Source organism: Lactobacillus sp. HMSC08B12, assembly GCF_001808415.1.
GTDB lineage: Bacteria > Bacillota > Bacilli > Lactobacillales > Lactobacillaceae > Lactobacillus > Lactobacillus delbrueckii.
This window is the reverse complement of record NZ_KV793227.1, coordinates 1-25,576: the sequence shown is the minus strand read 5'-3', so window position 1 is coordinate 25,576 and position 25,576 is coordinate 1. Positions and strand designations below refer to the sequence as shown.

General features: G+C 52.2%; 28 protein-coding genes. 23 read left to right on the top strand and 5 right to left on the bottom strand.

The features are described 5' to 3' along the window. Nucleotides 1-44: 44 nt before the first annotated feature. The 13 genes from ruvA (at nucleotide 45) to trxA (ending at nucleotide 13,960) form a co-directional block, all read left to right on the top strand. Nucleotides 45-638 carry a Holliday junction branch migration protein RuvA gene (ruvA, locus tag HMPREF3168_RS09630; RefSeq protein ID WP_003623803.1) on the top strand — a complete coding sequence of 198 codons (594 nt, stop codon included), beginning with the start codon at nucleotides 45-47 and terminating at the stop codon, nucleotides 636-638. A gap of 14 nt (nucleotides 639-652) precedes the next feature. Further along, entirely contained in the window at nucleotides 653-1,663 is a 1,011-nt protein-coding gene (ruvB, locus tag HMPREF3168_RS09625) for a Holliday junction branch migration DNA helicase RuvB (RefSeq protein ID WP_004560580.1), read from the top strand. Between the two features lie 88 nt (nucleotides 1,664-1,751). Then, on the top strand, nucleotides 1,752-2,147 hold the full coding sequence (gene yajC, locus HMPREF3168_RS09620; RefSeq protein ID WP_004560573.1) for a preprotein translocase subunit YajC: 396 nt from the start codon (nucleotides 1,752-1,754) through the stop codon (nucleotides 2,145-2,147). Nucleotides 2,148-2,239: 92 nt separating this feature from the next. Beyond that, nucleotides 2,240-3,688 carry a glucose-6-phosphate dehydrogenase gene (gene zwf, locus HMPREF3168_RS09615; RefSeq protein ID WP_004560582.1) on the top strand — a complete coding sequence of 483 codons (1,449 nt, stop codon included), beginning with the start codon at nucleotides 2,240-2,242 and terminating at the stop codon, nucleotides 3,686-3,688. Next, nucleotides 3,688-4,803 (top strand): DNA polymerase IV, encoded by a 1,116-nt coding sequence (gene dinB / locus HMPREF3168_RS09610; protein WP_004560584.1) that lies wholly within the window; start codon nucleotides 3,688-3,690, stop codon nucleotides 4,801-4,803. The genes zwf and dinB overlap by 1 nt, the downstream gene beginning before the upstream one ends. Before the next feature lie 62 nt (nucleotides 4,804-4,865). Then, nucleotides 4,866-5,825, top strand: a complete 960-nt coding sequence (locus HMPREF3168_RS09605; protein WP_004560572.1) for a DHH family phosphoesterase — start codon at nucleotides 4,866-4,868, stop codon at nucleotides 5,823-5,825. Next, the gene (locus tag HMPREF3168_RS09600) at nucleotides 5,818-7,179 is read left to right on the top strand and encodes a DEAD/DEAH box helicase (protein WP_004560569.1); all 1,362 of its coding nucleotides are present in this window, start codon (nucleotides 5,818-5,820) and stop codon (nucleotides 7,177-7,179) included. Before HMPREF3168_RS09605 ends, HMPREF3168_RS09600 begins: the two co-directional genes overlap by 8 nt. Before the next feature lie 238 nt (nucleotides 7,180-7,417). Then, complete coding sequence (gene alaS / locus HMPREF3168_RS09595; RefSeq protein ID WP_070489807.1) at nucleotides 7,418-10,051, top strand: alanine--tRNA ligase; 2,634 nt, start codon at nucleotides 7,418-7,420, stop codon at nucleotides 10,049-10,051. Nucleotides 10,052-10,116: 65 nt separating this feature from the next. Beyond that, on the top strand, nucleotides 10,117-10,374 hold the full coding sequence (locus HMPREF3168_RS09590; RefSeq protein ID WP_002876574.1) for an IreB family regulatory phosphoprotein: 258 nt from the start codon (nucleotides 10,117-10,119) through the stop codon (nucleotides 10,372-10,374). Further along, nucleotides 10,374-10,802, top strand: coding sequence for a Holliday junction resolvase RuvX (gene ruvX, locus HMPREF3168_RS09585; RefSeq protein WP_002876575.1), 429 nt, complete (start codon nucleotides 10,374-10,376; stop codon nucleotides 10,800-10,802). Before HMPREF3168_RS09590 ends, ruvX begins: the two co-directional genes overlap by 1 nt. A gap of 2 nt (nucleotides 10,803-10,804) precedes the next feature. Continuing rightward, entirely contained in the window at nucleotides 10,805-11,128 is a 324-nt protein-coding gene (locus HMPREF3168_RS09580) for a DUF1292 domain-containing protein (protein ID WP_070489804.1), read from the top strand. Between the two features lie 66 nt (nucleotides 11,129-11,194). Then, nucleotides 11,195-13,555, top strand: a complete 2,361-nt coding sequence (locus HMPREF3168_RS09575; RefSeq protein ID WP_070489810.1) for an endonuclease MutS2 — start codon at nucleotides 11,195-11,197, stop codon at nucleotides 13,553-13,555. A 93-nt stretch (nucleotides 13,556-13,648) separates the two neighbouring features. After that, nucleotides 13,649-13,960 (top strand): thioredoxin, encoded by a 312-nt coding sequence (gene trxA, locus HMPREF3168_RS09570; RefSeq protein ID WP_004560587.1) that lies wholly within the window; start codon nucleotides 13,649-13,651, stop codon nucleotides 13,958-13,960. 81 nt (nucleotides 13,961-14,041) lie between these two features. Here trxA and HMPREF3168_RS09565 read toward each other — a convergent pair whose 3' ends face one another. Next, nucleotides 14,042-14,437, bottom strand: a complete 396-nt coding sequence (locus tag HMPREF3168_RS09565) for a YslB family protein (RefSeq protein WP_002876579.1) — start codon at nucleotides 14,435-14,437, stop codon at nucleotides 14,042-14,044. A gap of 238 nt (nucleotides 14,438-14,675) precedes the next feature. Between HMPREF3168_RS09565 and HMPREF3168_RS09560 the strand changes: the two genes are divergently transcribed. After that, a complete protein-coding gene (locus HMPREF3168_RS09560) occupies nucleotides 14,676-15,296 on the top strand; it encodes an XTP/dITP diphosphatase (RefSeq protein WP_004560575.1) in 621 nt (206 codons plus the stop codon). A gap of 39 nt (nucleotides 15,297-15,335) precedes the next feature. Here the strand turns inward: HMPREF3168_RS09560 and HMPREF3168_RS09555 are convergent, their stop codons facing one another. Further along, entirely contained in the window at nucleotides 15,336-16,187 is an 852-nt protein-coding gene (locus HMPREF3168_RS09555) for a mechanosensitive ion channel family protein (RefSeq protein ID WP_070489801.1), read from the bottom strand. 130 nt (nucleotides 16,188-16,317) lie between these two features. Here HMPREF3168_RS09555 and HMPREF3168_RS09550 point away from each other — a divergent pair, with 130 nt between their 5' ends. Genes HMPREF3168_RS09550 through HMPREF3168_RS11025 form a run of 3 tightly spaced genes read left to right on the top strand, consistent with a single transcriptional unit; the run spans nucleotide 16,318 to nucleotide 17,410 of the window. After that, nucleotides 16,318-16,737: a DUF948 domain-containing protein gene (locus tag HMPREF3168_RS09550; RefSeq protein ID WP_004560588.1), complete on the top strand. Its 420-nt coding sequence runs from the start codon at nucleotides 16,318-16,320 to the stop codon at nucleotides 16,735-16,737. A 22-nt stretch (nucleotides 16,738-16,759) separates the two neighbouring features. After that, nucleotides 16,760-17,128, top strand: a complete 369-nt coding sequence (locus tag HMPREF3168_RS09545) for a hypothetical protein (protein WP_003611853.1) — start codon at nucleotides 16,760-16,762, stop codon at nucleotides 17,126-17,128. A gap of 36 nt (nucleotides 17,129-17,164) precedes the next feature. After that, nucleotides 17,165-17,410 carry a hypothetical protein gene (locus tag HMPREF3168_RS11025; RefSeq protein ID WP_371440841.1) on the top strand — a complete coding sequence of 82 codons (246 nt, stop codon included), beginning with the start codon at nucleotides 17,165-17,167 and terminating at the stop codon, nucleotides 17,408-17,410. A gap of 64 nt (nucleotides 17,411-17,474) precedes the next feature. On the opposite strand, the gene pepQ is transcribed toward HMPREF3168_RS11025, so the two are convergent. After that, the gene (gene pepQ / locus HMPREF3168_RS09535) at nucleotides 17,475-18,581 is read right to left on the bottom strand and encodes a Xaa-Pro dipeptidase (RefSeq protein ID WP_070489799.1); all 1,107 of its coding nucleotides are present in this window, start codon (nucleotides 18,579-18,581) and stop codon (nucleotides 17,475-17,477) included. Between the two features lie 152 nt (nucleotides 18,582-18,733). Here pepQ and HMPREF3168_RS09530 point away from each other — a divergent pair, with 152 nt between their 5' ends. The 6 genes from HMPREF3168_RS09530 to HMPREF3168_RS09505 all read left to right on the top strand — a co-directional run bounded on the left by HMPREF3168_RS09530 (nucleotide 18,734) and on the right by HMPREF3168_RS09505 (nucleotide 23,492). Next, the gene (locus HMPREF3168_RS09530) at nucleotides 18,734-19,735 is read left to right on the top strand and encodes a substrate-binding domain-containing protein (protein WP_050952712.1); all 1,002 of its coding nucleotides are present in this window, start codon (nucleotides 18,734-18,736) and stop codon (nucleotides 19,733-19,735) included. Between the two features lie 106 nt (nucleotides 19,736-19,841). Continuing rightward, a complete protein-coding gene (locus HMPREF3168_RS09525; RefSeq protein ID WP_003619597.1) occupies nucleotides 19,842-20,174 on the top strand; it encodes a hypothetical protein in 333 nt (110 codons plus the stop codon). 10 nt (nucleotides 20,175-20,184) lie between these two features. After that, nucleotides 20,185-21,597, top strand: coding sequence for a bifunctional metallophosphatase/5'-nucleotidase (locus HMPREF3168_RS09520; protein WP_004560583.1), 1,413 nt, complete (start codon nucleotides 20,185-20,187; stop codon nucleotides 21,595-21,597). Then, complete coding sequence (locus HMPREF3168_RS09515) at nucleotides 21,563-22,123, top strand: YutD family protein (RefSeq protein ID WP_070489797.1); 561 nt, start codon at nucleotides 21,563-21,565, stop codon at nucleotides 22,121-22,123. The genes HMPREF3168_RS09520 and HMPREF3168_RS09515 overlap by 35 nt, the downstream gene beginning before the upstream one ends. Next, nucleotides 22,120-22,890 (top strand): TIGR01457 family HAD-type hydrolase, encoded by a 771-nt coding sequence (locus tag HMPREF3168_RS09510; RefSeq protein WP_004560578.1) that lies wholly within the window; start codon nucleotides 22,120-22,122, stop codon nucleotides 22,888-22,890. Before HMPREF3168_RS09515 ends, HMPREF3168_RS09510 begins: the two co-directional genes overlap by 4 nt. Continuing rightward, a complete protein-coding gene (locus tag HMPREF3168_RS09505; protein ID WP_004560586.1) occupies nucleotides 22,887-23,492 on the top strand; it encodes a TIGR01906 family membrane protein in 606 nt (201 codons plus the stop codon). The genes HMPREF3168_RS09510 and HMPREF3168_RS09505 overlap by 4 nt, the downstream gene beginning before the upstream one ends. A gap of 71 nt (nucleotides 23,493-23,563) precedes the next feature. Here the strand turns inward: HMPREF3168_RS09505 and HMPREF3168_RS09500 are convergent, their stop codons facing one another. Both HMPREF3168_RS09500 and HMPREF3168_RS09495 read right to left on the bottom strand, forming a co-directional pair. Further along, on the bottom strand, nucleotides 23,564-24,223 hold the full coding sequence (locus HMPREF3168_RS09500; protein ID WP_004560570.1) for a VTT domain-containing protein: 660 nt from the start codon (nucleotides 24,221-24,223) through the stop codon (nucleotides 23,564-23,566). Nucleotides 24,224-24,257: 34 nt separating this feature from the next. Beyond that, complete coding sequence (locus HMPREF3168_RS09495) at nucleotides 24,258-25,184, bottom strand: NAD(P)/FAD-dependent oxidoreductase (protein WP_035174925.1); 927 nt, start codon at nucleotides 25,182-25,184, stop codon at nucleotides 24,258-24,260. Nucleotides 25,185-25,576: the final 392 nt, after the last annotated feature.

Sequence of the window (25,576 nt, the reverse complement as noted above, 5' to 3'; positions counted from 1 at the left end):
TCAAGATTTAGTAAGTTTTATGATTCGGGAAGTGACAAAACTAGATGTACGAGTATTTTGAGGGCACCATTACCGTGGTTAATCCGGCCTATGTCGTGATTGAAGTGGCCGGGATCGGCTACCGGATCCTGACCCCGACCCCTTATGCCTATAAAGATGGGGACAAGGCCCGGATCTACGTTGAACAGGTCGTCCGGGAAAACGGGATGACCCTCTACGGCTTCAAGAGCCAGCAAGACAAGGTCCTCTTCAACAAGCTTAATGAAGTTTCCGGGATCGGTCCTAAGTCTGCCCTGGCCATCATGGCCGCTGAAGACAACGGAGCCCTGGCTTCCGCCATTGAGAGCGGCGAAGTTTCCTACTTGACCCGTTTCCCGGGGATCGGCAAGAAGACGGCATCCCAGATCGTCCTGGACTTGCGGGGGAAGATGGGCAACTATGTGGCGGAAAACCTCTTTACCGAAGATGAACCGGTTAAGTCTGTTTTCCCAGCCCTGGAAGACGCCCTCCTGGCCCTTGGGGCTTTGGGCTACAGTCAAAAGGAAGTTGACCGGATCAAGCCGAAACTGAAGAAACTGCCGGAAATGTCCGCTGACGAATACATCAAGCAGGGGCTGGGCTTTTTGCTGAAGAAATAAGGGGGTAAAGGGAAATGACGGAAGAACATTTGACCAGCCAGGAAGCCGCCGAAGGCGAGGAAGCGGTGGAACTGTCCTTACGGCCCCAGCTGCTCAGCCAGTATATCGGGCAAGGGCATGTCAAAAAGGACATGGAAGTCTACATCCAGGCCGCCCGCCAGCGTGACGAGGCCCTGGACCATGTCCTTCTTTATGGCCCGCCAGGTTTAGGTAAAACCACCCTGGCCTTTGTTATTGCCAATGAATCGGGGGTCAGCTTAAAAAGCACCAGCGGTCCGGCCATCGAGCGGGCCGGGGACCTGGTGGCTCTCTTAACTGACCTTGAGCCGGGGGATGTCTTGTTTATCGACGAAATCCACCGCCTGGCCAAGCCGGTTGAAGAAGTCCTCTATTCAGCCATGGAAGACTTTTACATCGATATCGTGGTTGGGGAAGGGCAGACGACTCATGCCATCCACTTGCCTCTGCCGCCTTTTACCTTGATCGGGGCAACCACCCTGGCCGGGCAGTTGTCGGCGCCTCTGCGCGACCGCTTCGGGATCGTTGAGCACATGCAGTACTACCAGGTCGAAGACTTGGAAAAAATCATCCTCCGCTCAAGCGAGGTCTTCCACACCAAGATTTCCCCGCAAGCTGCCCATGAACTGGCCCGCCGGTCCCGGGGAACGCCCCGGGTGGCCAACCGCCTTTTAAAGCGGGTGCGGGACTTTGCGGAAGTCAAGGGAGAAAAAGAAATCTCCCTGGAAACCACGGCCATGGCCTTAAAGCAGCTGCAAGTCGACAGTGCCGGCTTAGACCAGACTGACCGCAAGCTGCTGAGAACCATGATCTTAAGCTATGGGGGCGGCCCGGTCGGGATCCGGACCCTGGCTTCCAATATCGGGGAAGACCGGGAGACGATCGAGTCCCTGTATGAGCCATATCTTTTGCAAAACGGCTTTATCGTCATGACCCCAAGGGGGCGGGTAGTGACCCAGAAGGCCTACCAGCAGCTGAATTTGCCCCTGCCGGGTGAGGAAGAATAGCAAAAAAATCTGGTTTACAGTATAATGTTCGTTAAAGCCTTTTGGCATCTGCCAAAAAGTGGCAAATAAATTTTATGAGGTGGATAATTTGAATACTTTTGCATTAGCCGCAGCCAACAGTGGTGCTGGCAGCAGCATCTTCATGCTGGTTATGCTGGCCGCTTTGTTTGGTTTTACTTACTTTACGATGATCAAGCCGCAAAAGAAGCAGCAACAGCAGCGCCAGGAAATGATGAATCAGCTCAAGAAGGGCGACAGCGTGGAAATGGTCGACGGCCTGCGCGGCAAGATCGACTCAATCAACGATGCTGACAAGACTATCGTCTTGGACGCTGACGGCATTTACCTAACCTTCTCCAGACTGGCAGTCAGAACTGTTTTGAAGCAAGCTGACGCAAGTGAAGCTGAAGCAGCCAAGCCAGCAGAAGAAAAGGCTGAAGCAGCCAAGACTGAAGAAGCAGAAGACAAAGACAGTCAAGAATAAACGAACAAAACGTTCCTTCGGGGACGTTTTTGCTTTGCCTGCGCCGATAAATTGCTAAAATAGTTAGTAGTTGATTTTTTTGAGGTACTATAATGAACAATATTCCAACAGTAATGATCCTTTTCGGCGGCAGCGGCGACCTGGCCCACCGCAAGATCTATCCGGCCCTCTTCAATCTCTACCGCCGGAATGTCATTCACGACAATTTTGCCGTTATCGGCACTGCCCGGCGGCCATGGTCGCATGAATACCTGCGCGAGCAGGTGGCCCAAGCTGTTCATGAAAGCTGGGAAGAGGTCGACGAAGCGCAGCTGACGGAATTTGCCAGCCACTTTTACTACCAGTCCCACGACGTAACCAACGTTGAACACTACGTAACTTTGAAGCAATTGGCCCAGGAACTGGATGAGCGCTATGAATGCGGCGGCAACCGCATCTTCTACATGGCCATGGCCCCAAGCTTCTTTGGGACGATTGCCGAACACATTGCCGACCAGCATTTGACCGGGACCGGCTTCAACCGCCTGGTGGTTGAGAAGCCATTCGGGACTGACCTGGCCAGTGCGGAAGTCTTGAACCAGCAGATCCGCAATTCTTTTGCTGAAGACCAGGTCTTCCGGATCGACCACTACCTGGGTAAGGAAATGGTGCAGAATATCCTGCCTCTGCGCTTTGGCAACTCCTTGTTTAAGCGGATTTGGAACGCCGACGCGGTTAAAAATGTCCAGGTTACCCTGGCTGAACGGCTGGGCGTTGAAGCCCGGGGCGGCTACTATAACAACTCCGGTGCCCTGCGGGACATGGCTCAGAACCACATCATGCAGATCATCACCCTTTTGGCCATGCCGGAGCCAAAAGACTTGTCTGACAAGGCCATCCACGCGGCTAAAGAAGACCTTTTGGCATCTTTAGTTATCCCAGATGAAAAAGCCGTCAGCGAAAATATCATCCGTGGCCAGTATCTGGGGACGGAAACCACTTTTGAATATGTCAAAGAGCCGAACGTGGCGGAAGACTCCAAGACGGAAACTTACGTGGCTGGCCGTTTGGAATTTAGCAAGGGACCTTTGGCTGGCGTGCCGGTTTACTTCCGAACTGGCAAGGAAATGCGGGAAAAGAAGACCCGGGTGGACGTGGTCTTTAAGGATGAAGCTGGCCTGTATGGCGATAAGGCTAAGACCAATGTACTGACTATTGAGATTGACCCGGTCAACCAGGTCTACTTCCGCTTAAACGGCAAGAATGTTGCTGGCGGTGACCTCCGTCTTGAAAGATTCTGCTACCGCTACAGCGAAGATGAACAAGCTGAGGTGCCAGACGGCTATGAACGTTTGATCCACGACGTCTTTGTCAACGACTCCACCAACTTTACCAAGTGGGAAGAACTGAAGCAGTATTGGAGATTCGTGGACGCGGTTGAAGCTGCCTGGCAAAAGCAAAACGCTACCGGCGAAAAGCCGGTCAAGTACCGTCCTTACGGCATGGGGCCGGATACCAGCAAGATCTTCGCGGATCCTGAGGATGGCTGGATCTACAAGTAATGGCCGATATTGACCTTTTGCCCAGGAACGATTTTTCCCGCCGGATCATCCACCTGGACATGGACGCTTTCTATGCTTCAGTTGAAATGCGGGACCGGCCGGAATTGGCGAATAAGGCAGTCGTGATTGCCCAGGACCCCCGGAAAACTGGCGGCCATGGCGTGATCGCCACCGCCAACTACCGGGCCAGAAAGTACGGGGTCGGGTCAGCCATGGCGGCCGCCCAAGCCGTCAAGCTGATTCCAGCTGAAGAACTGGTTTTCGTTGAACCCGATTTCGTGAAATACCACCGGGTTTCCGGGCAAGTGCACGGCTTAATGCACGAACTGACCGACCAGATCGAAAGCGTGGCGCTGGACGAAGCATATATGGACGTGACCCGGAGCAAGATCCCCGGCAAAAGCGCCCTGGAGCTGGCCAGCTATTTGCAAGAGCAGATCTTCCGCCAGCTGCATTTGACCTCATCTTTTGGGGTCAGCTACAACAAGTTTTTGGCCAAGATGGGGTCAGAATACGCCAAGCCTTTTGGCCGCACTTATCTTGCCCCGGACCGGGCCCAGGACTTTTTAGACAGGCAGGAGATCAAGAGATTCCCCGGCATCGGCAAGAAGACCCAAGAGCGGCTAAAGGAAGCCGGAGTTTTGACCGGCCGCGACATCAGAAATTACGGGCTCAGCCGCCTTTTAAAAGACTATAAGAAGTCCGGCTACTACATGGCCCTGCATGCTTATGGCATTGACTTAAGCCCCGTCCAAGCCTCCAGGCAGCGCAAGTCCCTGGGCAAGGAGCGGACTTTTGAACCGGTAATCTATGACCCGGACCGGGCTGATGCCTACTTAAAGGACTTCAGCCAGACGGTGGCGGCTGAACTAAAGGAGAGAAATCTTTTAGCCCGGGTGGTCGTTTTAAAGGTCCGCGACCGCAATTTTAAAACTATCACCCGCCGGCAGCAGATCCAGCCGACCAGTGACCCGGAAGTCTTTTACCAGCTGGCCAAGGAGCTCCTGGCCCGGGAACCGGAATTCCTGGTTGAAGGCATCCGCCTCTTGGGCCTGTCAGCCGGCGAACTTGAAGAAAAACATTACCAGGAAATCAGTCTTTTTGCAGATGAATAGCTAAAAGGCTGATTTTTTGCTAAAATAAAGTTTTGAACTCATAAGGCAGAAAGGACCCCGCGATGAACACTTTTGACGAAATATTCAGTAAGATTAAGCAATATCCAACCATCATCCTCCACCGGCACACCAATCCCGACCCGGACGCTATCGGCTCCCAGGCCGCTTTAGCCAAGAGCCTGCGCCTGCAGTTCCCGGACAAGAAGATTCTCTGCACCGGGGAAAATGATGTCGGTAACCTGGACTGGATCAACACCATGGACGAAGTCAAGGATGAAGACTACCAAGGCGCCCTGGTGATCACGACTGACACGGCCAACACGCCGCGGATCTCTGACCAGCGCTACCGGCTGGGGGACTACCTGATCAAGATTGACCACCACCCGGACGTTGACCCATATGCTGACATGTCTTACGTTGACTCAAAAGCCGCTGCTACCTGTGAAATCATCGCTGACTTTATCGAAGCAGAAGGCCTGCCCCTTACCCAGGAAATCGCCCTGGCCCTCTACGCCGGTATTATCGGTGACACTGGCCGCTTCATGTACGACGCGACCAGCGCCCACACCTTCGAAGTAGTATCCCGCTTGATGGAGACGGGGATCGACATCTCCCAAATTGCCAGAAACGAAAGTGAAGTTACCTTCCAGCAGGCCAAGCTGCAGAGCCTGGCCCTGGAGAAAATGCAGCTGGACGAAAGCGGCCTGGTCGCTATCGCCGTAATTAGCCAGGCTGACTTAAAGGCCCTGGGCGTTACCCAGCCGCAAGCTTCAGTCACTGTTTCAACCCCGGGCCGGATCAAGGGGATTCTGACCTGGCTGGTCATCGTGGAAAAAGAAGACGGTACTTACCGGGTCCACTACCGGTCAAAGGGTCCGCACATCCACAAGCTGGCTGAAGCCCACGACGGGGGCGGCCATGAATTAGCCTCTGGGGCAACGGCCCATGACCAGGTGGAAATCGACCAGATTTTCCAGGAATTAGTTGAAGTAACCAAGAAATACAAGGAAGACCATGAATAACATTTTTACTGATACCCGCTTAAGAAGCGAAATCCGCCAGGGCCTGGCCAAGATCGGCTTTACTAAACCGACTCCGGTGCAGGAAAAAGTCATCCCGGCCATGCTGAAAGGCGAAAGCGTGATCGTCCAGGCGGCTACGGGGAGCGGGAAGACCCACGCCTACTTGATCCCGATTTTAAACGCCATTGATGAAGACGCCCGCTATGTCCAGGCCATCGTCACGGCTCCCAGCCGGGAACTGGCTGACCAGCTCTACCGGGTGGCCCGCCAGCTGCGGGATAATTCCGGCTTAAACATCGCCATTGCCCACCTGGCCGGGGGCAGCGACCGGGACCGGCAGATCGCCAGATTTGAACAGAACAAGCCCCAGTTGGTTATCGCTACGCCGGGCCGGCTTTTGGACTTTGCTGACAAGAAGATCCTGCTTTTGGACCAGGTCAAGAACTTTGTCATCGACGAAGCCGACATGACCCTGGACTTGGGCTTCCTGGCCGATGTGGACAAGATTGCCGCCCGCCTGCCAAAGGACGTGGTCATGTCCGCCTTCTCAGCCACGATTCCGGTCAAGCTGACCAACTTTTTACGCAAGTACATGGCCAAGCCGGAAGAAATCGTGATCGACAATCCGGCAGTTATTGCCCCAACCATCAAAAACGACCTCTTGGACATCGGCAGCAAGGACAGAAAGAAGATCGTCTACAAGCTTTTGACCATGGGCCAGCCTTACCTGGCCCTGGTTTTCGCCAACACCAAGCAGATGGTTGACGAACTGGCTGATTACCTGACTAAGCAAGGGCTTAAGGTGGCCAAGATCCACGGCGGCATTACCGAACGGGAAAGAAAGCGGACCCTGCGGGAAGTCCGGGCCGGCCAGTACCAGTATGTCGTCGCCAGCGACCTGGCTGCCCGGGGGATCGACCTGCCTGGCGTCAACCTGGTGATCAACTATGAGATTCCCAAGGACCTGGAATTCATTATCCACCGGATCGGCCGGACTGGCCGGAACGGCCTGCCGGGCCACGCCGTGACTTTGGTCAGGGAAGAAGAGATGAACCGGGTGGGGGCCTTGGAGCACATGGGCGTTCACTTTGACTTCGTTGAAATCAAGGACGGGGCACTCGCTCCGCGGACTCACTACCGCCGCCGGGACAACCGGACGGCTGCAAACCGCCAGCTTGACCCCCACATGAAGGGCGTGGTCAAGAAGGTCAAGTCCAAGCGCAAGCCTGGCTACAAGAAGAAGATCAAGCAGGCGATTCAAGAAGACAACCGCAAGAAGCGGAAGATTGAAGCCCGCCACGAAATGCGCCACCAAAAGCGCCTCCGTAAGCGCAAGCGCGAGCAAAAACGTTGACATTTTTTCTCTAAGTAGTAAAATTAGGGACGCTTAAGATATGTTTTCTGTCCAGGCGATTCAAAGAGAGAACCGGCAGCTGGGAAGGGTTTATCACCAGGCAGGAAATGCTCCTTAAAGTGATTAATTTAAGATAATCAAGAGGTAACAAGCATTGTTGCAATCAAGGTGGTACCGCGTCTAGAGCGTCCTTGAAGAAGGCAAACATGCTTGTTTTTTGTATTTTTAGGAGATTTTGATGAAAAAGTTAAACAGTTCAGAATTTCGGCAAATGTTCCTCGACTTTTTTGCTGAACACGGCCACATGGTCATGCAGTCAGCCAGCCTGATTCCAAAGGATGACCCGACTTTGCTCTGGATCAACTCCGGGGTGGCAACCATGAAGAAGTACTTCGACGGCTCAGTCGTGCCAAAGAACCGCCGGATTACCAGCTCACAAAAGTCAATCAGAACCAACGACATTGAAAACGTCGGTAAGACTGCCCGCCACCAAACCTTGTTTGAAATGCTGGGCAACTTCTCAGTTGGTGACTACTTCAAGGAAGAAGCGATTCCTTGGGCCTGGGAATTTTTGACCAGTCCTGACTGGCTGGACCTGGACAAGGACAAGCTTTACGTAACTGTTTACCCTAAGGATACTGAAGCTCACCGGATCTGGCATGAAGTCGTCGGCCTGCCGGAAAGCCACATCGTGCAATTGGAAGACAACTTCTGGGACATCGGTGAAGGCCCATGTGGTCCTGACTCAGAAATTTTCTACGACCGTGGCCAGGAAAACAATGACGTGCCAGAAGACGACCCAGAAAACTACCCAGGCGGGGAAAACGCCCGTTACCTGGAAATCTGGAACATCGTCTTCTCAGAATTCAACCACCTGCCAGACGGCAGCTACGTTGAACAGCCACACAAGAACATCGATACTGGGATGGGTCTGGAACGTGTCCTGTCTATCCTGCAGGATGCCCCGACCAACTTTGAAACCGACCTCTTCCTGCCAATCATCCACGCTACTGAAGAAATGAGCGCGGGCAAGAAGTACGGCGCAAACAAGGCTGACGACATTTCCTTCAAGATTATCGCTGACCACATCCGGGCTATCTCCTTTGCCATTGGTGACGGGGCCCTGCCAGGCAACACTGGCCGCGGCTACGTTTTGCGCCGGCTTTTGCGGCGGGCAGCCTTGAACGGCCGCAGGCTGGGCATCGACGGCGCCTTTCTTTACAAGCTGGTGCCAGTAGTCGGCGACATCATGAAGAGCCACTACCCAGAAGTCAGCGACCAGGCTGAATTCATCAGCAAGGTCGTTAAGAACGAAGAAGACCGCTTCGGTGCAACTTTGGAAGCCGGTTTGACTTTGCTGGACGACTTGATCGACAAGGCCGAAAACAGCGAAGACAAGACCATCTCCGGCAAGGACGCCTTCAAGATGTTCGACACTTACGGCTTCCCATACGAATTGACGGTTGAAGCTGCTGAAGACAAGGGCCTGAAGGTTGACAAGGATGGCTTTGACGCCGAAATGGAAGCGCAGAAGGAACGCGCCCGCAAGGCCCGGGGCAACCTGCAATCCATGGGTTCACAAGACGAAACCTTGATGAAAATCAAGGACAAGAGCGTCTTTGAATACGGGGTCTATGAAGAAGAAAGCCAGCTGGTTGACATCATCGTTGACGACAAGCTGGTGGACAAGGCTGACGGTGAAAAGGCAACCTTGATCTTCGACAAGACGCCATTTTACGCTGAACGGGGCGGCCAGGTGGCTGACCACGGTGACATCTACGACCAGGAAGGCAACTTAGTTGCCCGGGTAGTTGACGTTCAGCACGCGCCTAACGACCAGAACCTGCACTTTGTCGACGTGGTCCTGCCACTTGTAAAGGGGCAGACCTACAAGCTGAAGATTGACCGGGCGCGCCGGGAAGGCCTCCGCCACTCCCACTCTGCTACCCACCTCTTGCACGCTGCCTTGCGGCAAGTTTTGGGTGAACACACCCACCAGGCCGGGTCAGTTGTTGAGCCAGACTACTTGAGATTCGACTTCACTTCCCTTGACCCAATCACGCCAAGAGAATTGAAGAACGTTGAAAAGATCGTCAACGAAAAGATCTGGGAAGCAATCCAAGTCAAGACCACGGAAACTGATCCGGAAACCGGTAAGAAGATGGGCGCCTTGGCTCTGTTTGACGGCAAGTACACTGACAAGGTCAGAGTCGTGCAAATGGATGACTTCTCCATCGAATTCTGCGGGGGTACTCACTGTGATAACACCTCCCAAATCGGTGTCTTCAAGATTATTTCTGAACAAGCCATCGGTGCCGGGGTCAGAAGAATTGAAGCCGTAACTTCCAAGCTGGCTTACGAATACTTAGCTAGCCGCTCAGACATCCTGGACCAGATCCAGGCTCAAGTTAAGGCCACTAAGGCTGACGGCATCCAAAGCAAGATTGCCAGCCTGCAAGAAGAACTCAGAAGCGCTGAAAAGCAAAACGCCGCTTACGAAGCCCAAATCAACGCTTCCAAGGCCGGCAAGATCTTTGACCAGGTCAAGACGGTTGGTGACTTGACGGTTATCGCCACGATCGCTGACGTCAAGGGGATGAACGACTTGCGGGAAATCGCTGACCAATGGAAGAGCGAAGGCAAGTCTGACGTCTTGATCCTGGGCGCTAAGTCTGAAGACAAGGCCAACATGCTGATCAGCCTGGGCCAAAAGGCCCTGGACAAGGGTCTGAAGGCCGGCGACTTGATCAAGAGCGTGGCTGCTATCTTTGGCGGTGGCGGCGGCGGCCGGCCAAACATGGCCCAAGCCGGCGGCAAGAAGCCAGAAGGCCTGCAGGATGCCATCGATGCTGCAGTCAGCCAGCTGGACTAATTAAGCTAAAATAATTGAGTTAAGGAAAATTTTTAAGTAGAATAGACAAAAGAGGGGGAATAACAATGAGTTCGCTTGATAAGACGATGCACTTTGATTTTAACCAGAATAAGGGAAAGAACATCCGCGACACTCTGGAAGACGTATACAAGGCCCTGGAAGAAAAGGGCTACAGCCCGATCAACCAAATCGTGGGTTACCTGCTTTCAGGCGACCCAGCGTACATCCCACGCCACAACGACGCCCGAAACCTGATCTTGAAGCACGAACGCGATGAAATCATCGAAGAACTGGTCAAGAGCTACCTGGGCAAGGACAAGTAATGCGCCTGCTGGGTTTGGACGTCGGCTCCAAGACCATCGGGGTGGCCGTCAGTGATCCCTTGGGCATCACCGCCCAGGCCGTGATGACGATCCCGATTGATGAAGACCGGCACAATTTCGGCATGCGGTCTTTAAAGAAGCTGGTCCGCGAATATGAAGCGGACGGCTTTGTTCTGGGCCTGCCTAAGAACATGGACGGAACGGCCGGTCGGTCGGTCAGCCGGAGCAAGGCCATGGGCGAGCGCCTGGAGCAGAAGTTCGGCTTACCAGTCTACTATGACGATGAACGCTTGACGACCGTGGCCTCAGAGAGGATTTTGGTTGAAGAGGCGGGAATGCATGATCGCCGGCAGCGCAAGGAGGTCGTTGACCAAATGGCAGCTGTGTTGATTTTGCAGAACTATTTGGATTTACAGCGAAAGGAATAACTATGGCTTTTGAAGTTAGCGCCGAAGATCAAGACAGACAATTGACCTTGATCGATGAAGACGGCAACGAAGAATTATTTGAAGTATTGTTTACTTTCCATTCTGACGACAATGACAAGTCCTACATCCTGCTTTACCCGGCAGCTGTAGAAGATGACGACGAAATTGAAGTCCAGGCTTTCAGCTACGACGCCGATGAAGATGGCGACGTAACCAGCAGCGACCTGCACGAAATCACTTCTGACGCTGAATGGGACATGGTTCAAGGGGTGCTCAACACCTTCCTTGACGATGACCGTTTGAGCGGTGACGATTCTGCAGAATAAGAAAGAAGCGGGTGCTTAGCCCGCTTTTTTTGTTAGGAAAATTTTTTAGATAAAATTATTGAGATGATGAATCATAAAATTTTAGACATTCTGGAATACCAGGAAATTAGTAGCCGCATGGCTGAACAAGCGGTAACGGCTCCGGCCAAGAGCAAGGCCTTGAACCTCCAGCCCGCCAGCGACCGGGAGACGGTCAGCCGGGCCTTAAGCGAAACCAAGGCCCTGGTTGACTTGGACCGGATCAAGGGCCAGCTGCCTTTGACCGACTTTCAAGATGTTGCGCCCAGCCTCAAGCGTTTGAAGGTCAAGGCCGACTTGAACGCCCTGGAATTAGGCAATATCCTGCTGATTTTCACCCTGGCCCAGGAAAGCAGCCGCTTTGTAGAAGACGCGGAAGAAAATGAGACCTTGGACCTGGCGGCGATTGAAACTTTGCTGGAGGACCTGGAATTGCCGGATGACCTTTACCGGCGCCTGCGGACTTCGCTGACTTATGACGGGGAAGTCCTGGATACCGCTTCAGCTGACCTGGCCCGCCTGCGCCACGGCCGCCTGGCCACGGAAGCGGAAATCAAGGAAAAGATGACCGCCTACACCAGGGGCAAGAACGGCCAGTACCTGTCTGAGCAGATCGTGACCATCCGGGACGACCGCTACGTTATCCCGGTCAAGCAGGAATACCGCTACAAGTTCGGCGGGGTGGTCCACGACCAAAGTGCCTCTGGCCAGACCTTGTTTGTTGAACCGGCTGCCATCCTGCCTTTAAACAACCGCCTGCAAAACTTGCTGGCTGAAGAGCGGCAGGAAATCCACCGGGTTCTGCATGAACTGTCTCTGGACGCCAGAGAAGAAATGGAGGCTATCAAGCGGGTGGCCGCGGCTTTAAGCGAATTGGACTTCCTCCAGGCCAAGGCCAAGCTGGCCAAGCAGATGCGGGCCAGCCAGCCGACTTTGTCTGCTGACCAGTCCTTTAAGCTTCTGGGGGCCCGTCACCCCTTGATTGATCCAGACAAGGTCGTGGCCAATGACATTGCTTTAGGCCAGGACTTTGACACGATTTTGATCACCGGGCCCAACACTGGTGGTAAAACGATCACTTTGAAGACGGCAGGCTTGCTCCAGCTGATGGCCCAGTCCGGTCTCTTTATTCCGGCTAATGAGGGCTCCAGCGTGGCGGTTTTTGACCAGATTTTTGCTGATATTGGGGACGAACAGTCAATCGAGCAGTCGCTGAGTACTTTTTCATCCCATATCAACGATATCGTGGCGATCATGAAGCGGGTCAGCGACCAAAGCCTGGTCCTGATCGACGAAATCGGGGCCGGGACCGACCCGGAAGAAGGGGCCAGCCTGGCCATCTCAATTTTGGACTTCTTCAGAAAGAAGGGGGCCAAGATCATCGTCACAACCCACTACCCGGAACTCAAGCTCTATGGCTATAACAGAGAGCGGACCACCAACGCCTCCATGGAATTTGACATCAAGACCCTGTCGCCGACCTACCGCCTGCAGATGGGGATCCCGGGTCACAGTAATGCCTTTGCCATTGCCCGCCGGCTGGGCATGCGGGAAGACGTGGTGGTCGGGGCTGAGAAGCTGATGAGCAGCGATGATTCTGACATCAACCACATGATCGACGAATTAAACAAGCAGACCAAACTGGCCACGGAAAACAAGCAGAAGCTGCAGACCAGCCTGGACCGGGCCAAGCAGCTGGAAAAGAAGCTGCAGGATGCCCTGGATATCTACAACCAGCGGGTCCAAAAGCAGCTGGACTTTGCCTTGGACCGGGCCAATGAAATCGTGGCCAAGAAGCGCAAGAAGGCCGACAAGATCATCGCCGAGCTGGAAGAAGCCCGCAAGGAAGGGATGCAGATCAAGACCAACCAGCTGATGGACGCCAAGGGCGAATTCAACCAGCTGGCCAAGCAGGAGGCCAACCTGGCCAAAAACAAGGTCCTGCAAAAGGAAAAGAAACGCCACCACGTCCAGGTGGGTGACAAGGTCAAGGTCCTGTCTTACGGGCAGACCGGGACGGTGACAAAGCAGCTGGGTGAGCATGACTATGAGGTTTCCTTGGGCCGGATCAAGCTCAAGGTGACCGACAGGGACATCGACAAGCTGGCCGCCGGGCAGAAGCAGCAGGCCCAAAGACGGGCCACTTCTGCCTCCCGGTCCAGCCGGGCCCGCAGTTCCCTGGATCTTAGAGGGCAGCGCTATGAAGAGGCCATGGTCAATTTGGACCGGTACTTTGACACCATCCTTTTGTCCGGCCTTAGCACGGTCACGATCATCCACGGGATCGGGACCGGGGCCATCCGGCAGGGGGTCCAGCAGTATCTCAAGCGCAACAAGCATGTCAAGACCTACAGCTACGCGCCAGCCAATGAAGGCGGGACCGGGGCCACGATCGTGACCTTAAAGTAGGCAATCTACTTGCAAAAAGTAAGTAAGTCTAGTAAACTTAAGGCAGTAAGTAGATAATAATGTTTTTCAGATTAACGAATTTGAGGTATTTACATGGTAGATGCAATTACTGACGCAACCTTTGAAGAAGAAACCAAGGATGGCTTAGTTCTGGTTGACTTTTGGGCAACCTGGTGCGGTCCTTGCCGGATGCAGTCACCAGTCATCGAAGCTTTGGCTGAAGAAAGACAAGACGTGCACTTCACCAAGATGGACGTTGACGACAACCCGGAAACGGCCAAGAACTTTGGCATCATGGCCATCCCAACCCTCTTGATCAAGAAGGACGGGCAAGTGGTTGACCGCTTGACTGGCTACACTCCAAAGGAAAAGCTGAACGAAATTCTTGACCAGTACGCTGACTAAGAAATAAGCATGTTAAAAGACCAGAGCCATTGGCTCTGGTCTTTTTCGTTTGTATTTTCTTTATCTTGCTGAATTTGCTTGTTAGAAGAAGGCGGTGATCTGAACGGTCTCTTTCTTGTCGTCGATGGCGATTTCGGCTTCAGCTGACCGGCCCCGGTTCTGTTCAACCGCTTCGGCGATCATTCCGCTTTCCAGGGAGAATTCCCGGCTGCCGGCGGCCAGGCGGTCGCTGATTGGCTGCCCGCTCAAGGAGAAGATGACTGAGGAGCGGCGCTCCTTGACAATGGTTAAATTGCCGAATTCAGCCATCTTGAAAAATTCGCTTAAGTCTTCAAATTCACTCAAGGCATATTTGCGGGTGATCCGCTTGCCGGCCCAGTAGAGAATCGCCGGCGTGTCCCCGCCTAAAATGGTTGGCAACAAGAAGTCGCGGTATAGTTGATTAACAAAGTATACGTGGTCGTTGTGTTCTGACATAATCCTCATCCTTATTCTCTGTTTTTATTCTACCTTAAATATTACAGGATGGTGAAATTATTTAACAAGTTTTAGAAAAAGGCTAGGAAATCGCCGAAAAAAAGAAAAAAGTTCCTGCCGGCCGAAAAAGCGGTGAAAATAGCAGAAATTACTCTCTTTGTAAGTTCGAAAAGGCTTGAATAAGTGGTAAAATTTCAGTAGAGAGATTTTTTATATTTTGAAATGATAGGAGTACCATATGACTCAAGTACTATTGTTTGCTACAGATAATCAAAACAAGGTTAAGGAAGTGCAAGAAGCTTTCAAGCAGGCTGGTCTGGACATTGAGCTTAAATCAAATGCAGATTTGGACAACCCGCCATACGTTAACGAAAAGGGGACGACTTTTGAAGCTAATGCTAAGCTGAAGGCACACGCTTTGGCAGACTATAGCAAGCTGCCAACTCTGGCTGACGACTCAGGCTTGCAGGTTGCTAAACTGAACGGCGCTCCTGGCGTACACTCAGCCCGTTACGGCGGTGAGGCCCACAACGATGCCAGAAACAACGCTAAGCTTTTGGCAGCCTTGGGCGGAGTTCCGCAAGACGAGCGCCAAGCCAAGTTTGTCACTACCCTTGTTTTGACCATGCCAGGCCACGAAGACAAGGACTTGGTTGTAACTGGCACCTGCGAAGGTGAAGTTCTGGCAGTTCCGCGCGGCAAGGACGGCTTCGGCTACGACCCGCTCTTCTACGTACCAAGCAAGGGCAAGACTTTCGCCGAAATGACCACTGAAGAAAAGAACGAAGTCTCCCACCGGGGCAAGGCAGTCAAGGCTTTGATCGAAGAACTGCCAGCTTGGCTCGCTCAATTCAACTAAGATCAAAAAAATGCTGGGCCGCGGCTCAGCATTTTTAGATCAAGCTTTTTTACTGTTGTTGATGATAACCGGTTCCTGGCCAAATTTGACCTGGTTGACCCGTAAGTATTGCAGGTAGGTCTGCCAGTAGGCCTGGCGGATTTTGCCTTCAAAGCCCGGCTTGACTTGGAAGTGGACCCGGTAGGTGATTGTCTGCCCCTGCTGGCCGACGACCCCGATCTGGGTTGGTCCGCTGACCAGTTTGTCATGCCAGGCAAGCAGATCTTCATCAGCCTGGTCAAGCAGGCTGGCCAGCTGCTTTAAGTCGGTGTCTGCATCCAGGTTCAGGTCCAAGTTAAGGCCGATCCCGCCGTGGGTTAGGTTTCTGACGATGGAAATCTGCCGGTTGGGGATGAAGATCAAGGTGCCGTCAGTGGTGACGATCTGGGTGGTTCTGAGGCCCAGCTGGGTCACGGTCCCGGCTTCAGTCCCGATCTCGACATTGTCGCCGACATCGTACTGGCCTTCACTGAGGATAAAGAAGCCGTTGACCAGGTCGCTCATGAAGCCCTGGGCCCCAAGGCCGATGGCCAAAGAGAAGATCCCGGCACTGGCAATCAAGGTGCCGACGGGGATGCCCAGGATGGTTAAGATGGAGTAGACATAGAAGAAGACCATGGTGTAGTGGAAGAGGCTGTTCACCAAGGCTGAGATGGTCTGGGACCTTTTGGAGAGGACAAGCTTGTCATTGTGCTTGTCCAGGTAGCGCTTGATAATTTTCCGACCAAAATGGCTGACCAGGTAGAAGACCAGGGTCGAAATCAGCAGCTTCCAGAGGATGGTCACGCCGCTGGTAAAAAGCTTGTCGACGTCGACAGAGATGCCGGCAATTTTGAAATCAAGATTTTTCATTGAAAAAATGCTCCTTTCAGCTATGCTTAAAGGATAACAGAAAAGCGGGTAAAAACTTCGGAAAATCTTTTGATTGTGTCTAAATCGTTTTCATGCTAGACTTTTTTAGAAAGGAAAGGGGAAGTAAGCTATGACAATTTCATTTGGCGCTTTAGCCGGTTTGATCGCGGCCATTGCCTTTTTGGTACTGGTCCTGTTCACGATTCCCGTGTTGCTTAATGTTTCGAAGACTTTGAAAGAGGCTGAGAAGACAGTCCAATTGACCAATGAATCTATGGCCAAGCTGACTGAAGACATGGATGACTTGATGAAGCAGACCGGCGGACTCTTGGAAAAGACCGACGCGCTTTTGCAAGACGTCAATGGCAAGATGGAAACTTTGCAGCCGGTCGTTCAGGCCGCCGCTGACCTGGGCCAAAGCGTCTCAGACATCAACGAATCATCCAAGAAGATGATCAACAAGGTTTCCAATGCCCACTTTACCCGGACGGGAATGATCACTTCCGTAATTACGTCGGCTTTTGCCAGACATTTCCGGCGGAAGGGTTAGGATTAAGAAAAGGAGAACAACCATGAGCAAATTTGGTAGCTTTTTATTAGGGGCCGTCTTTGGGGCTGCTGCTGGGGTTGCAGCTGCCAGCCTGATCTCAGACGACAAGCTTAAAGAAGTCAAGGACAAGATCAAGAGCAATCCAAACGTCGAAGACTTGAAGGAAAAGTACGACAACGGGACAGAAATCTTGAAAAACCAACTGGCTTCTTTCCCAAAGAACATTGAAGATGATTCTGAATTGAAGGACTTCGACGACATCGTAATCGACGATTCAGCTAACGGCGCCGGCGAACAAGACGCCAGCGACCTGGACAATGCTGAAAAGAGCGAAGAAGGGGAAGAGAAGCCGGAAGAACCAAGCACGCCGACTAGTCCAGATCAGGAATAGTAATTTTTTTCACGATAGAAGTTTAGGATAAATCACATGACGAAAACAAACATGGTTCTTTTTCTGATTTATCTAATGGTAATGTGTTTTTCCTTTAGAAAATCAGATAATCCTTTTGTTTTGAAGCTGAGAAAATATCGGGGAATAATCTTGACTATCCTGCCTGCCGCGTTTTTTGCCATTTTTGTCATGAAGGAAGGCTATCATGATTTTCAGAATGTCTTCTTGCTGTTGACTTTAATTGGCGTCTACTACTTGATTCGCGACCTTCGTAAGGCATAATTGTATACGAAAAAAAGGCTTCTAAAAGAGAGATACTTCTAGAAGCCTTTTTCTGTTTTCAGTTTTATTCCTTAACCGGCAGAACCTTCAATTCCTTGCTGGTGTGGGTGAATGGCTTGAAGCCTTCCTTGGTGAGGACCCCGCAGTCTTCGATCCGGACGCCGGCAAAGCCTGGGATGTAGATCCCTGGTTCAATGGAGAAGCACATGCCTTCTTCCAAAACGACGTCGTTGCCGTTAGCGATGGATGGGAATTCATGGACTTCCATCCCGATCCCGTGGCCCAGGCGGTGGATGAAGTATTCACCATAGCCGGCGTCAGTGATGATCTTGCGGGCTACCCCGTCAAGTTCGCTGGCCGTCATGCCTGGCTTAGCCGCGTCGATGGCTGCTTGCTGGGCAGTCCGGTTGACTTCGTAGATTTCCCGCATCTTGTCAGTTGGTTCCCCGTAAGCGACCGTCCGGCTGGAGTCAGAAGCGTAGCCTTCGTGCATGGTCCCTAAGTCAAAAAGTACTAGTTCGTTTGGCTGCACCGTGTTCATGCTTGGGCCTTGGTGTGGGTTGGCCGCGTTCTTGCCGGCCTGGACGATGGTGTCAAAGCTGGTCTGCATCACGCCCTTTTGCAGCTTCAATTGGTATTCAATCTGGCTGACCACGGCCCGTTCGGTAACCCCGTTTCTCAGGGCTTCAAAGCCAATCTGGAAGGCAAAGTCAGCTTCTTCCCCGGCCTTGCGCAGCTTGACCAGTTCGCTTTCCGTCTTGAAGAGGCGGATGTGGGCGATGAAGTCAGACAAGTCCTTGGAGAAGTCGGAGTCTGGGAATTGAGCGTGCAGGGCCTGGTAGTGGGCAACCGTCAAGCCGTTCTTTTCGACAGCCCAGTTTTGGTAGTCCTTGGTCCGCTGCTTGATTTCGTCAGCGATCTTGCTCCATGGGTTTTCGCTGTCCAGGTAGCCGACCACGTCCCCGTCCCAAGCTGATGCCTTGGCTTCTTCATAGTTCAAGGCCGGGCAGAAGAGGAAGGGTTCAGCGTCCTTGAAGGCGAAAAGCTTAAAGATTCTTTCTTCAGGATCAGTAATGAAACCCGTGAAATAGTTGATGGTAGTCGGGCTGGAAACGTAGGCTACGTCCATACCGTTTTCCTGCAGCCAGTTTTGTAATTTGTCTAAATTCATGGCAAAATTCTCCTTACTAATGAAATTAACCTCAGTATAACACTAAAAAAACTGAAAAAATTTGAAAAAGCAGCTGTAAGCGATTGCACCAAAAGTGTTCTCATGGTATCATTAAATCAGTAATTAGTATTTAGATAGGTGGGGCTGTTATTATGAATAAGCAAGATGTAACCATTTACGATGTTGCTCGGGAAGCCAAGGTTTCTATGGCCACGGTTTCCCGGGTAGTCAATGGCAACAACAATGTCCGCAAGGAAACCCGTGACCGGGTCATGGAAGTTATCAAGCGTCTGCACTACCAACCAAACGCGGTAGCGCAGGGTTTGGCCTCAAAGCGGACCACAACGGTCGGCTTGATCGTGCCGGACCTGACCAACTTGTACTTTGCCGAATTGTCAAAGGGGATCGACGACATTGCTGTTTTGTACAAGTACAATATCATCATCTCCAGCGTGGAAAACCGTTTGATGAAGGAAGACGCCGTCATTCAAGGCTTGCTCAACAAGCAGGTTGACGGGGTTATTTACATGTCCAACAAGCTGTCTGAAGAAGCAGCGGAAGCCTTCAAGCGGACCGACACGCCAGTCGTTTTGGCCGGGACTGTTTCCGACAACCTAGAATTCCCTTCAGCCAACATCGACTACAAGAAGGCCGACACGGAAGCTTTGAACCTGCTTTTGAACGACGGCAAGAAGAAGCTGGCCTTGATCGTGGGCGACAAGGAAGCTCCGATCAACCGGAACCACCGGATTCCGGCCTTTGAGAAGTTCGTGGCTGACAATGAACTGGAAGGCTGCGAGATTTTTGACAACATCAAGGACTACTCCGACGGCTACAACCTTTACCCGGAACTGGCCAAGAAGGGGATCAACGGGGCCATCATCACCAAGGACGTTTCCTCAGTCGGCCTCCTCAACTCAGCTCTGGACCGCGGGGCTAAGGTGCCGGAAGACTTCGAAATCATTACGGCCAGCGCGACCCAGATCGCCTCAGTTGTCCGGCCAGCCTTGACCACGATCAAGCAGCCGCTCTACGACTTGGGTGCCGTGGCCATGAGAATGCTGACCAAGCTGATGAACGATGAAGGCCTGGAAGACAAGCACATCGTTTTGCCATATGAACTGATCAAGAAGCAAAGTACCTTGAACAAGTAAGATTTTTCGAAAGAGCCTGCCAAGCGGCGGGCTCTTTTAGTTTCGCCCGGGCAAAGGCGGCTGAACTTTGTGTTACAATCTTTTTATAAGATAATGGGGGGTACAAATGGATCACTTATACGAGCAATTCGACTTGATCGAAGAGATTACCAGAAACGACGGCAGTCAGTACTATGAAATTTCCAACATCGACCAAAACGGCTTCGCGGAACTGGCGGTCAACAACGGTTTAATCAAGAGCGTGCGGATTCTGGTCATCAACATCCCGCGCACCAAGGCGCTGGAAACTTACGAGCAGTACATTAACAAGGCCTACCAGCTGCATACTTTGATGAACGAAGAAGACTGGGAGAACCCGCAATGGGTGGAATGGGACAAGCCTAAAGGCCCGGTCAGGGATGCTTACGAAATGGTTTTGAAAGCCAACAAGATCGGCTAGGAGGAAGACAATGGAAACTTTGCGGATTCTGCATACCAACGACTTGCACTCGCACTTTGAGCATTTTCCAAAAATCAGGCGCTATTTGAAGCAGGTGCAAGAAACGGCGGCTGCTGACCAGGTTTTGACTTTTGACGCCGGCGACTTCATGGACCGGTCCCATCCCTTGTCTGATGCTACAGAGGGCCAGGCCAACATCCGCTTGATGAATGACTTTCACTATGACGCCATCACGATCGGCAACAATGAGGGGATTTCCAACCCGCATGCCGTTTTGGAACGGCTTTTTGACCATGCCAACTTCCCGGTCCTCTTGTCAAATCTCAGAGAAGAAGACGAAAGCTGGCCGGCCTGGGCCAATGACTACAAGATCATCAAGACCAAAAAGGGCACCCGCCTGGCCTTGGTGGGTCTGACGGCCGCTTATCCAATGACATACGGTCCCAACCACTGGCATATCAAGATGCTGGGCGAAACTATGGACCGGGTCCTGCCGGAAATTGCCGGCCAGTATGACTGCTTGATTTTGCTGACTCACGTGGGCCTCAGAATGGATCAGTGGCTGGCCAAGCACTACCCGGAAATCGACCTGATCGTGGGCGGACACAGCCACACCCTTTTGGAAAAAGGGGTCAAGGAAGGCCGCACCTGGATCACCCAGACGGACAAGTGGGGCAATTATGTCGGCGACATCAGCCTGGAAATCGGCGATGACCACAAGATCATTTCGATTAAACCAACTACCGTGCCGGTAGCTGATTTGCCAAGCCAGGCGGGCGATGAAGCAGAAATTGCCGCCTTATATGAAGAGGGGCAGAAGATGCTGCAGAGCCGGCAGGTGGCGGACTTGCCAGAGAAGTTCAAGGATGACAAGCTGGCCGCGATCGACGTCTCCCTGGAAGCGATCGCTGACTTTGCCGGTACCGACCTGGCCATGCTGAGCACCGGCCTCTTTTTGACACCATTTAAGAGCGGCCTCATCAACCAGTTTGACCTCCAGCATGCCCTGCCGCACCCGATGCATGTCGTCCGGACTACCCTTTTAGGCCGGGACTTGTGGCGGCTGGTCATGGAAGTGGAAAAGAACCGGCACTTTTTGGAACATTATCCTCTGGTGGGGATGAGCTTTAGAGGGAAGATTTTTGGCCAGGTCTACTACAGGGGGATCAAGTATGACCCAATGACCAGGAACGTTTTCGTCAACGGGCAATTGCTGGACCCGGCGGAAGAATACCGGATCGCCGTTTTGGACCACTATGTCCTGATCCCGTTTTTCCCGACTTTGGCCATTGTTGGTGAAAATGAATTCCTCTTCCCGCAGTTTTTAAGGGAAGTCGTAGGCGACTACTTAGGCCGCAAGTATCCTGTGAAAAAAGAAGGTGAATTTATTGAGGAAAGAGCAGAAAGAGCTGAAAAAAGATAAGGGCAAAAAAGAGCAGAAAACAGAGGCAGCTGAAGCTAAGCCCCTCCACCCCCTGGCAGAGGTGGTGGTTGCCGGCGAAAAGGTCGTGATCAATCAGCGAGAATACCGCCTTTTGGTCAACCAGCGGGATGCTTTAGACCGGGAAGTTTTGAAGCAAAAGTACGATCCATACCTGGACCAGTATGATTATCTGGTCGGGGATGTATCCAGCGACCACCTCCGCCTCAGGGGCTTTTACAATGACTATGTCAAGACATCCATTGACCGGAAAAAGTCGACGATTGTTGACTACTTGACTGAATACTGCAACCCTGGCGCGCCTTACTTTATCCTGGAATCCCTCCAGCCCAGCCGTAAGCCCTGGCCGACCCAGCGCCGGCGGCCAGCCAGAAAGCGGCCGAAGAACAAGGCGGCTTTTAGCGAAAGAAAGGTCAAGGACGGCCGGCCCAAGAAGGGCAGCTATGCTGAAAGCTGCAAGAAGAACCGCCGCCACCAGGCCTTTGTGATTAGAAAGAAGAAGCCGTGAAAGATTACCGCTTATTTTTGATTGATTTGGATGGGACCATTTACCGGGGCAAGGAGACCATTGAATCCGGCGTCCGCTTTGTCAAGCGCCTGGATGAGGCAGGTCTTGATTACTTATTTTTGACCAACAACACGACCCGGACGCCCCAGATGGTAGCTGACAAACTGGCCGGGCACGGAGTCAAGACCGACGTTTCCAAGATCTACACGCCCAGCATGGCCACGGCCAGCTATATTTTGGAAAAAGAGGCGAAAAGGCCAATCGGCGTCTACATCATTGGCCAAATTGGCCTGTGGAAGGAGATCCTGGACCGGCCGGAATTCTATTATGACGAGGAAAATCCTGACTACGTGATCGTGGGGATGGACACGGACTTGACCTACCACAAGCTCATGGTTGCCACCCGCTGCATTCACCGGGGAGCGGTCTTTATCGGCACCAATTCCGACCAGAACCTGCCGGTGGGCAAGGAGCTGCGGCCAGGCAACGGTTCAATTTGCGCGGCTCTGGAAGTCGCGTCCGGGCAAAAGCCCCTTTTTATCGGCAAGCCGGAAGCCATTATTGTCAACCGCGCCCTGGACTTGGCTGGGTTCAAGGCGGAAGAGGCCTTGATTGTCGGGGACAATTACCCAACTGACATTATGGCCGGAATCAACAGCGGAGTCGACACCCTCTTGACCTTGACCGGGGTGACGCAAAAGGCAGACCTGGCCGGTCTCACTCCGCCGACTTATTTAGTGAACGATTTGGATGAATTTAGCCTATGAAAAAATTCCTAAGCAAGCTGGGCCAGCCCCTTTTCCATTTCTTTTTCGCGGTCTCCAGCGCTGTCGTTGGCGCGATCGTAGTCAGCTGGCCCTTGCTTTTGCTTTTTACCTTGCTGGAGAAGACTTACCAAACGGTTAACTTGACCGTGGGCCAGGTCATGAATAACTATAACCAGCTCCTGCTTTACCTGGTTTGGCCTGGACAGACCAAGCTGCAGATGAGCAACATGCCGACTTCGGCTTCAGCGGCTGCTCACTTTGCCGATGCCAAAAATCTTTTTATTCTGGCCGAGCTGGTTTTCCTGCTCTGCCTGGCTCTCAGCAGCTATTTCCGCAATTACAAGAAGCCGCTTAAATTGACCCAGACCCAGGCCTTGCTCTTGATGCTGCTGCCAATTGTGGTCATGCCTTTTGCCTTGACCGACTTTGACAGTTTCTTCCGGGTCTTTCATACTTTCTTTTTCCGCAATGACAACTGGCTCTTTGACCCGGCGACTGACCCGGTCATCAACGTGCTGACGGAAGGCTTCTTTGCCTCCTGCTTTGCGGTTGGCGGAGCGATTTACGAGCTCTACCTGGCCCGCTATTTGCTGAAAAAGTAAACTGGAAAGTACTTAAACAGAATTTAGACCAAAAAAATAAGGACCGGCAGGTCCTTATTTTTTGCTTTGTTTTAATCATTGAATTGCCGCTCGCGCCGCATGGTGAGCTTTTTCTTCAAGGCCACGACCAGGATAGGCACGACTGAAACCAGGATGATGCCGATCACGATCAAGGAGAAGTGGTCCTTGACGACTGGGAAGTTACCGAAGAAGTAGCCGATGCTGGTAAAGAGGGCCGTCCAGAGCAGTCCACCCAGGATGTTGTAAATAACGAAGGTCTGGTAGTGCATCTTGCTGCCCCCGGAAATGAAAGGCACGAAGGTCCGGATGAAGGGGATGAAACGGCCGATCACGATGGTGATGGAGCCATGTCTTTCAAAGAACTTCTCCGCTGCCAGCCGGTTGTTTTCATTGATCAGCTTGTTGAACCAGCTGTGCTTGGCCCCGGAAGTGACTGACCACTTGCCGATTTCATAGTTGATGCTGTCACCGATAATGGCGGCAGCGGCAGCAACGATGTAGAGCAGCCAGACATTTAAAACGTATTTCGGGTTGGCGGCCATGGCGGCTGCCGCAAAGATCAAGGAGTCACCTGGCAGGAAGGGGAAGATGACCAAACCGGTTTCGATAAAGATGATGGCAAAAATGATCCAATAGGTTCCTGCCCCAAAGTTGTTGACGATGGTCACCAAGTGGTCATCGATGTGCAGGATAAAGTCAATCAGTGGCATGTGTTAACCTCATTTCTTATTTTTCTTTTTTCCGCTAGATACTGGTTGAGTGGATGGTCAGGCTCTTTTCCGGGAAGAGGCCCTGCATAATCGCGTTGACCGCGATCTGGGCTTCCCCAAAACCAATCCCGATAACTGGCACCCGGCCCGGGTAGCCGCAGGAGTCGCCAATGGCATAGATGCCAGGCACGCTGGTCTGCATGGACCGGTCAACGGCGATCAAGCCCTGGTCCAGGTCAACCCCCCACTTGCTGACGAAGCGGTTGTCGGCCCGGAAGCCGTAGGCGACCAGGATCTGGTCAAAAGTTTCTTGAGTGACTTCATCTCCGCCAACCTTTTTCAAGGAAATTTCCAGCTGGCCCTTTTCGACCTGCATGCTCTTTGGCAGGTAGGGGGTCTTTAAGGTCACCTTTTGGTCAGCCTTCAAGTTTTCCACGCTGCTTTCCATGCCCCGGAACTGGTCGCGCCGGTGAACGAGGGTGACGTCAGCGATTTGGGAAAGTTCCTGGGCCCAGTCTAAGGCCGTGTCTCCGCCGCCAAAGATGCCGATCTTCTGGCCAGCAAAGAGGTCAGGATTTTTGAAAAAGTAGTGGATGTGGTCTTCAGCTTCCGGGGTCGCCTTGAGGGGGAACTTTTTGGCCTTAAAGGCCCCATTGCCAGTTGCGACGATAATGCTGCGGACCTGGTATTCGCCATCGATCACAAATTCGTCAGTTTTCTCCAGCTGGCTGACCTTGTGGCCAGTGACCAGGTCCTGGTCGGTTAAGTTGGCTAAGAGGCGCTTGGTTAAGTCAGCCGCGGTGATTTCATTGAAGACAGGGATGTCCAGGATCTTCTTGAAGGGGTAGAGCATTTCCGGCTGTCCGCCAGGCTCGTTCAAGGATTCAAGGATAACCGTCTTTAAGCCATGCAGGCGGGCGAAGTAGGCCGCGAAGAGGCCGACTGGTCCAGCGCCAATCACGGCAAGATCATATTGTTTGATAAGCGAGATCTCCTTTCGAAAATATACTAAAACCACTTTACCATAGAACGCCGGCAAAATTAATTAAGAAGCGAAACGAAAAAAGTAAAAAAACTTGTTACAGAATTTTAAAGCCGAAAAAGGCAAAAATCGAACTATCTTTTCCGGGGAAAGATTATTTTTCAGCGAAAAGCAGAAAAGTGGAATATAAGCAGAAAACTATCAATCACAACTCGGCCGGGTGCGCCAATCATAAAACGAATGAAAAAGCAAATTTGACGAATCAGAAAAAGCTAGTATACTAGTATTTGTTGCCGCGTGAGATAAGCAAGTCTCGCGGAGGTAAAAAAATATCAGAAAGCTGTTGACAAGAAGTCAACAAGCGAGTAAGA

Bases quoted from the DNA above. Each gene is read 5' to 3' on its own strand.
- HMPREF3168_RS09525 (WP_003619597.1), top strand. From the start codon at position 19,842: ATGGATCACTTATACGAGCAATTCGACTTGATCGAAGAGATTACCAGA.
- HMPREF3168_RS09575 (WP_070489810.1), top strand. From the start codon at position 11,195: ATGAATCATAAAATTTTAGACATTCTGGAATACCAGGAAATTAGTAGC.
- HMPREF3168_RS09500 (WP_004560570.1), bottom strand. From the start codon at position 24,223: ATGCCACTGATTGACTTTATCCTGCACATCGATGACCACTTGGTGACC.
- HMPREF3168_RS09560 (WP_004560575.1), top strand. From the start codon at position 14,676: ATGACTCAAGTACTATTGTTTGCTACAGATAATCAAAACAAGGTTAAG.
- HMPREF3168_RS09555 (WP_070489801.1), bottom strand. From the start codon at position 16,187: ATGAAAAATCTTGATTTCAAAATTGCCGGCATCTCTGTCGACGTCGAC.
- HMPREF3168_RS09550 (WP_004560588.1), top strand. From the start codon at position 16,318: ATGACAATTTCATTTGGCGCTTTAGCCGGTTTGATCGCGGCCATTGCC.
- alaS (WP_070489807.1), top strand. From the start codon at position 7,418: ATGAAAAAGTTAAACAGTTCAGAATTTCGGCAAATGTTCCTCGACTTT.
- zwf (WP_004560582.1), top strand. From the start codon at position 2,240: ATGAACAATATTCCAACAGTAATGATCCTTTTCGGCGGCAGCGGCGAC.
- ruvB (WP_004560580.1), top strand. From the start codon at position 653: ATGACGGAAGAACATTTGACCAGCCAGGAAGCCGCCGAAGGCGAGGAA.
- HMPREF3168_RS09505 (WP_004560586.1), top strand. From the start codon at position 22,887: ATGAAAAAATTCCTAAGCAAGCTGGGCCAGCCCCTTTTCCATTTCTTT.
- HMPREF3168_RS09520 (WP_004560583.1), top strand. From the start codon at position 20,185: ATGGAAACTTTGCGGATTCTGCATACCAACGACTTGCACTCGCACTTT.
- HMPREF3168_RS09580 (WP_070489804.1), top strand. From the start codon at position 10,805: ATGGCTTTTGAAGTTAGCGCCGAAGATCAAGACAGACAATTGACCTTG.
- ruvX (WP_002876575.1), top strand. From the start codon at position 10,374: ATGCGCCTGCTGGGTTTGGACGTCGGCTCCAAGACCATCGGGGTGGCC.
- pepQ (WP_070489799.1), bottom strand. From the start codon at position 18,581: ATGAATTTAGACAAATTACAAAACTGGCTGCAGGAAAACGGTATGGAC.
- HMPREF3168_RS09530 (WP_050952712.1), top strand. From the start codon at position 18,734: ATGAATAAGCAAGATGTAACCATTTACGATGTTGCTCGGGAAGCCAAG.
- HMPREF3168_RS09545 (WP_003611853.1), top strand. From the start codon at position 16,760: ATGAGCAAATTTGGTAGCTTTTTATTAGGGGCCGTCTTTGGGGCTGCT.
- ruvA (WP_003623803.1), top strand. From the start codon at position 45: ATGTACGAGTATTTTGAGGGCACCATTACCGTGGTTAATCCGGCCTAT.
- HMPREF3168_RS09600 (WP_004560569.1), top strand. From the start codon at position 5,818: ATGAATAACATTTTTACTGATACCCGCTTAAGAAGCGAAATCCGCCAG.
- HMPREF3168_RS11025 (WP_371440841.1), top strand. From the start codon at position 17,165: ATGACGAAAACAAACATGGTTCTTTTTCTGATTTATCTAATGGTAATG.
- trxA (WP_004560587.1), top strand. From the start codon at position 13,649: ATGGTAGATGCAATTACTGACGCAACCTTTGAAGAAGAAACCAAGGAT.
- HMPREF3168_RS09590 (WP_002876574.1), top strand. From the start codon at position 10,117: ATGAGTTCGCTTGATAAGACGATGCACTTTGATTTTAACCAGAATAAG.
- HMPREF3168_RS09605 (WP_004560572.1), top strand. From the start codon at position 4,866: ATGAACACTTTTGACGAAATATTCAGTAAGATTAAGCAATATCCAACC.
- HMPREF3168_RS09565 (WP_002876579.1), bottom strand. From the start codon at position 14,437: ATGTCAGAACACAACGACCACGTATACTTTGTTAATCAACTATACCGC.
- dinB (WP_004560584.1), top strand. From the start codon at position 3,688: ATGGCCGATATTGACCTTTTGCCCAGGAACGATTTTTCCCGCCGGATC.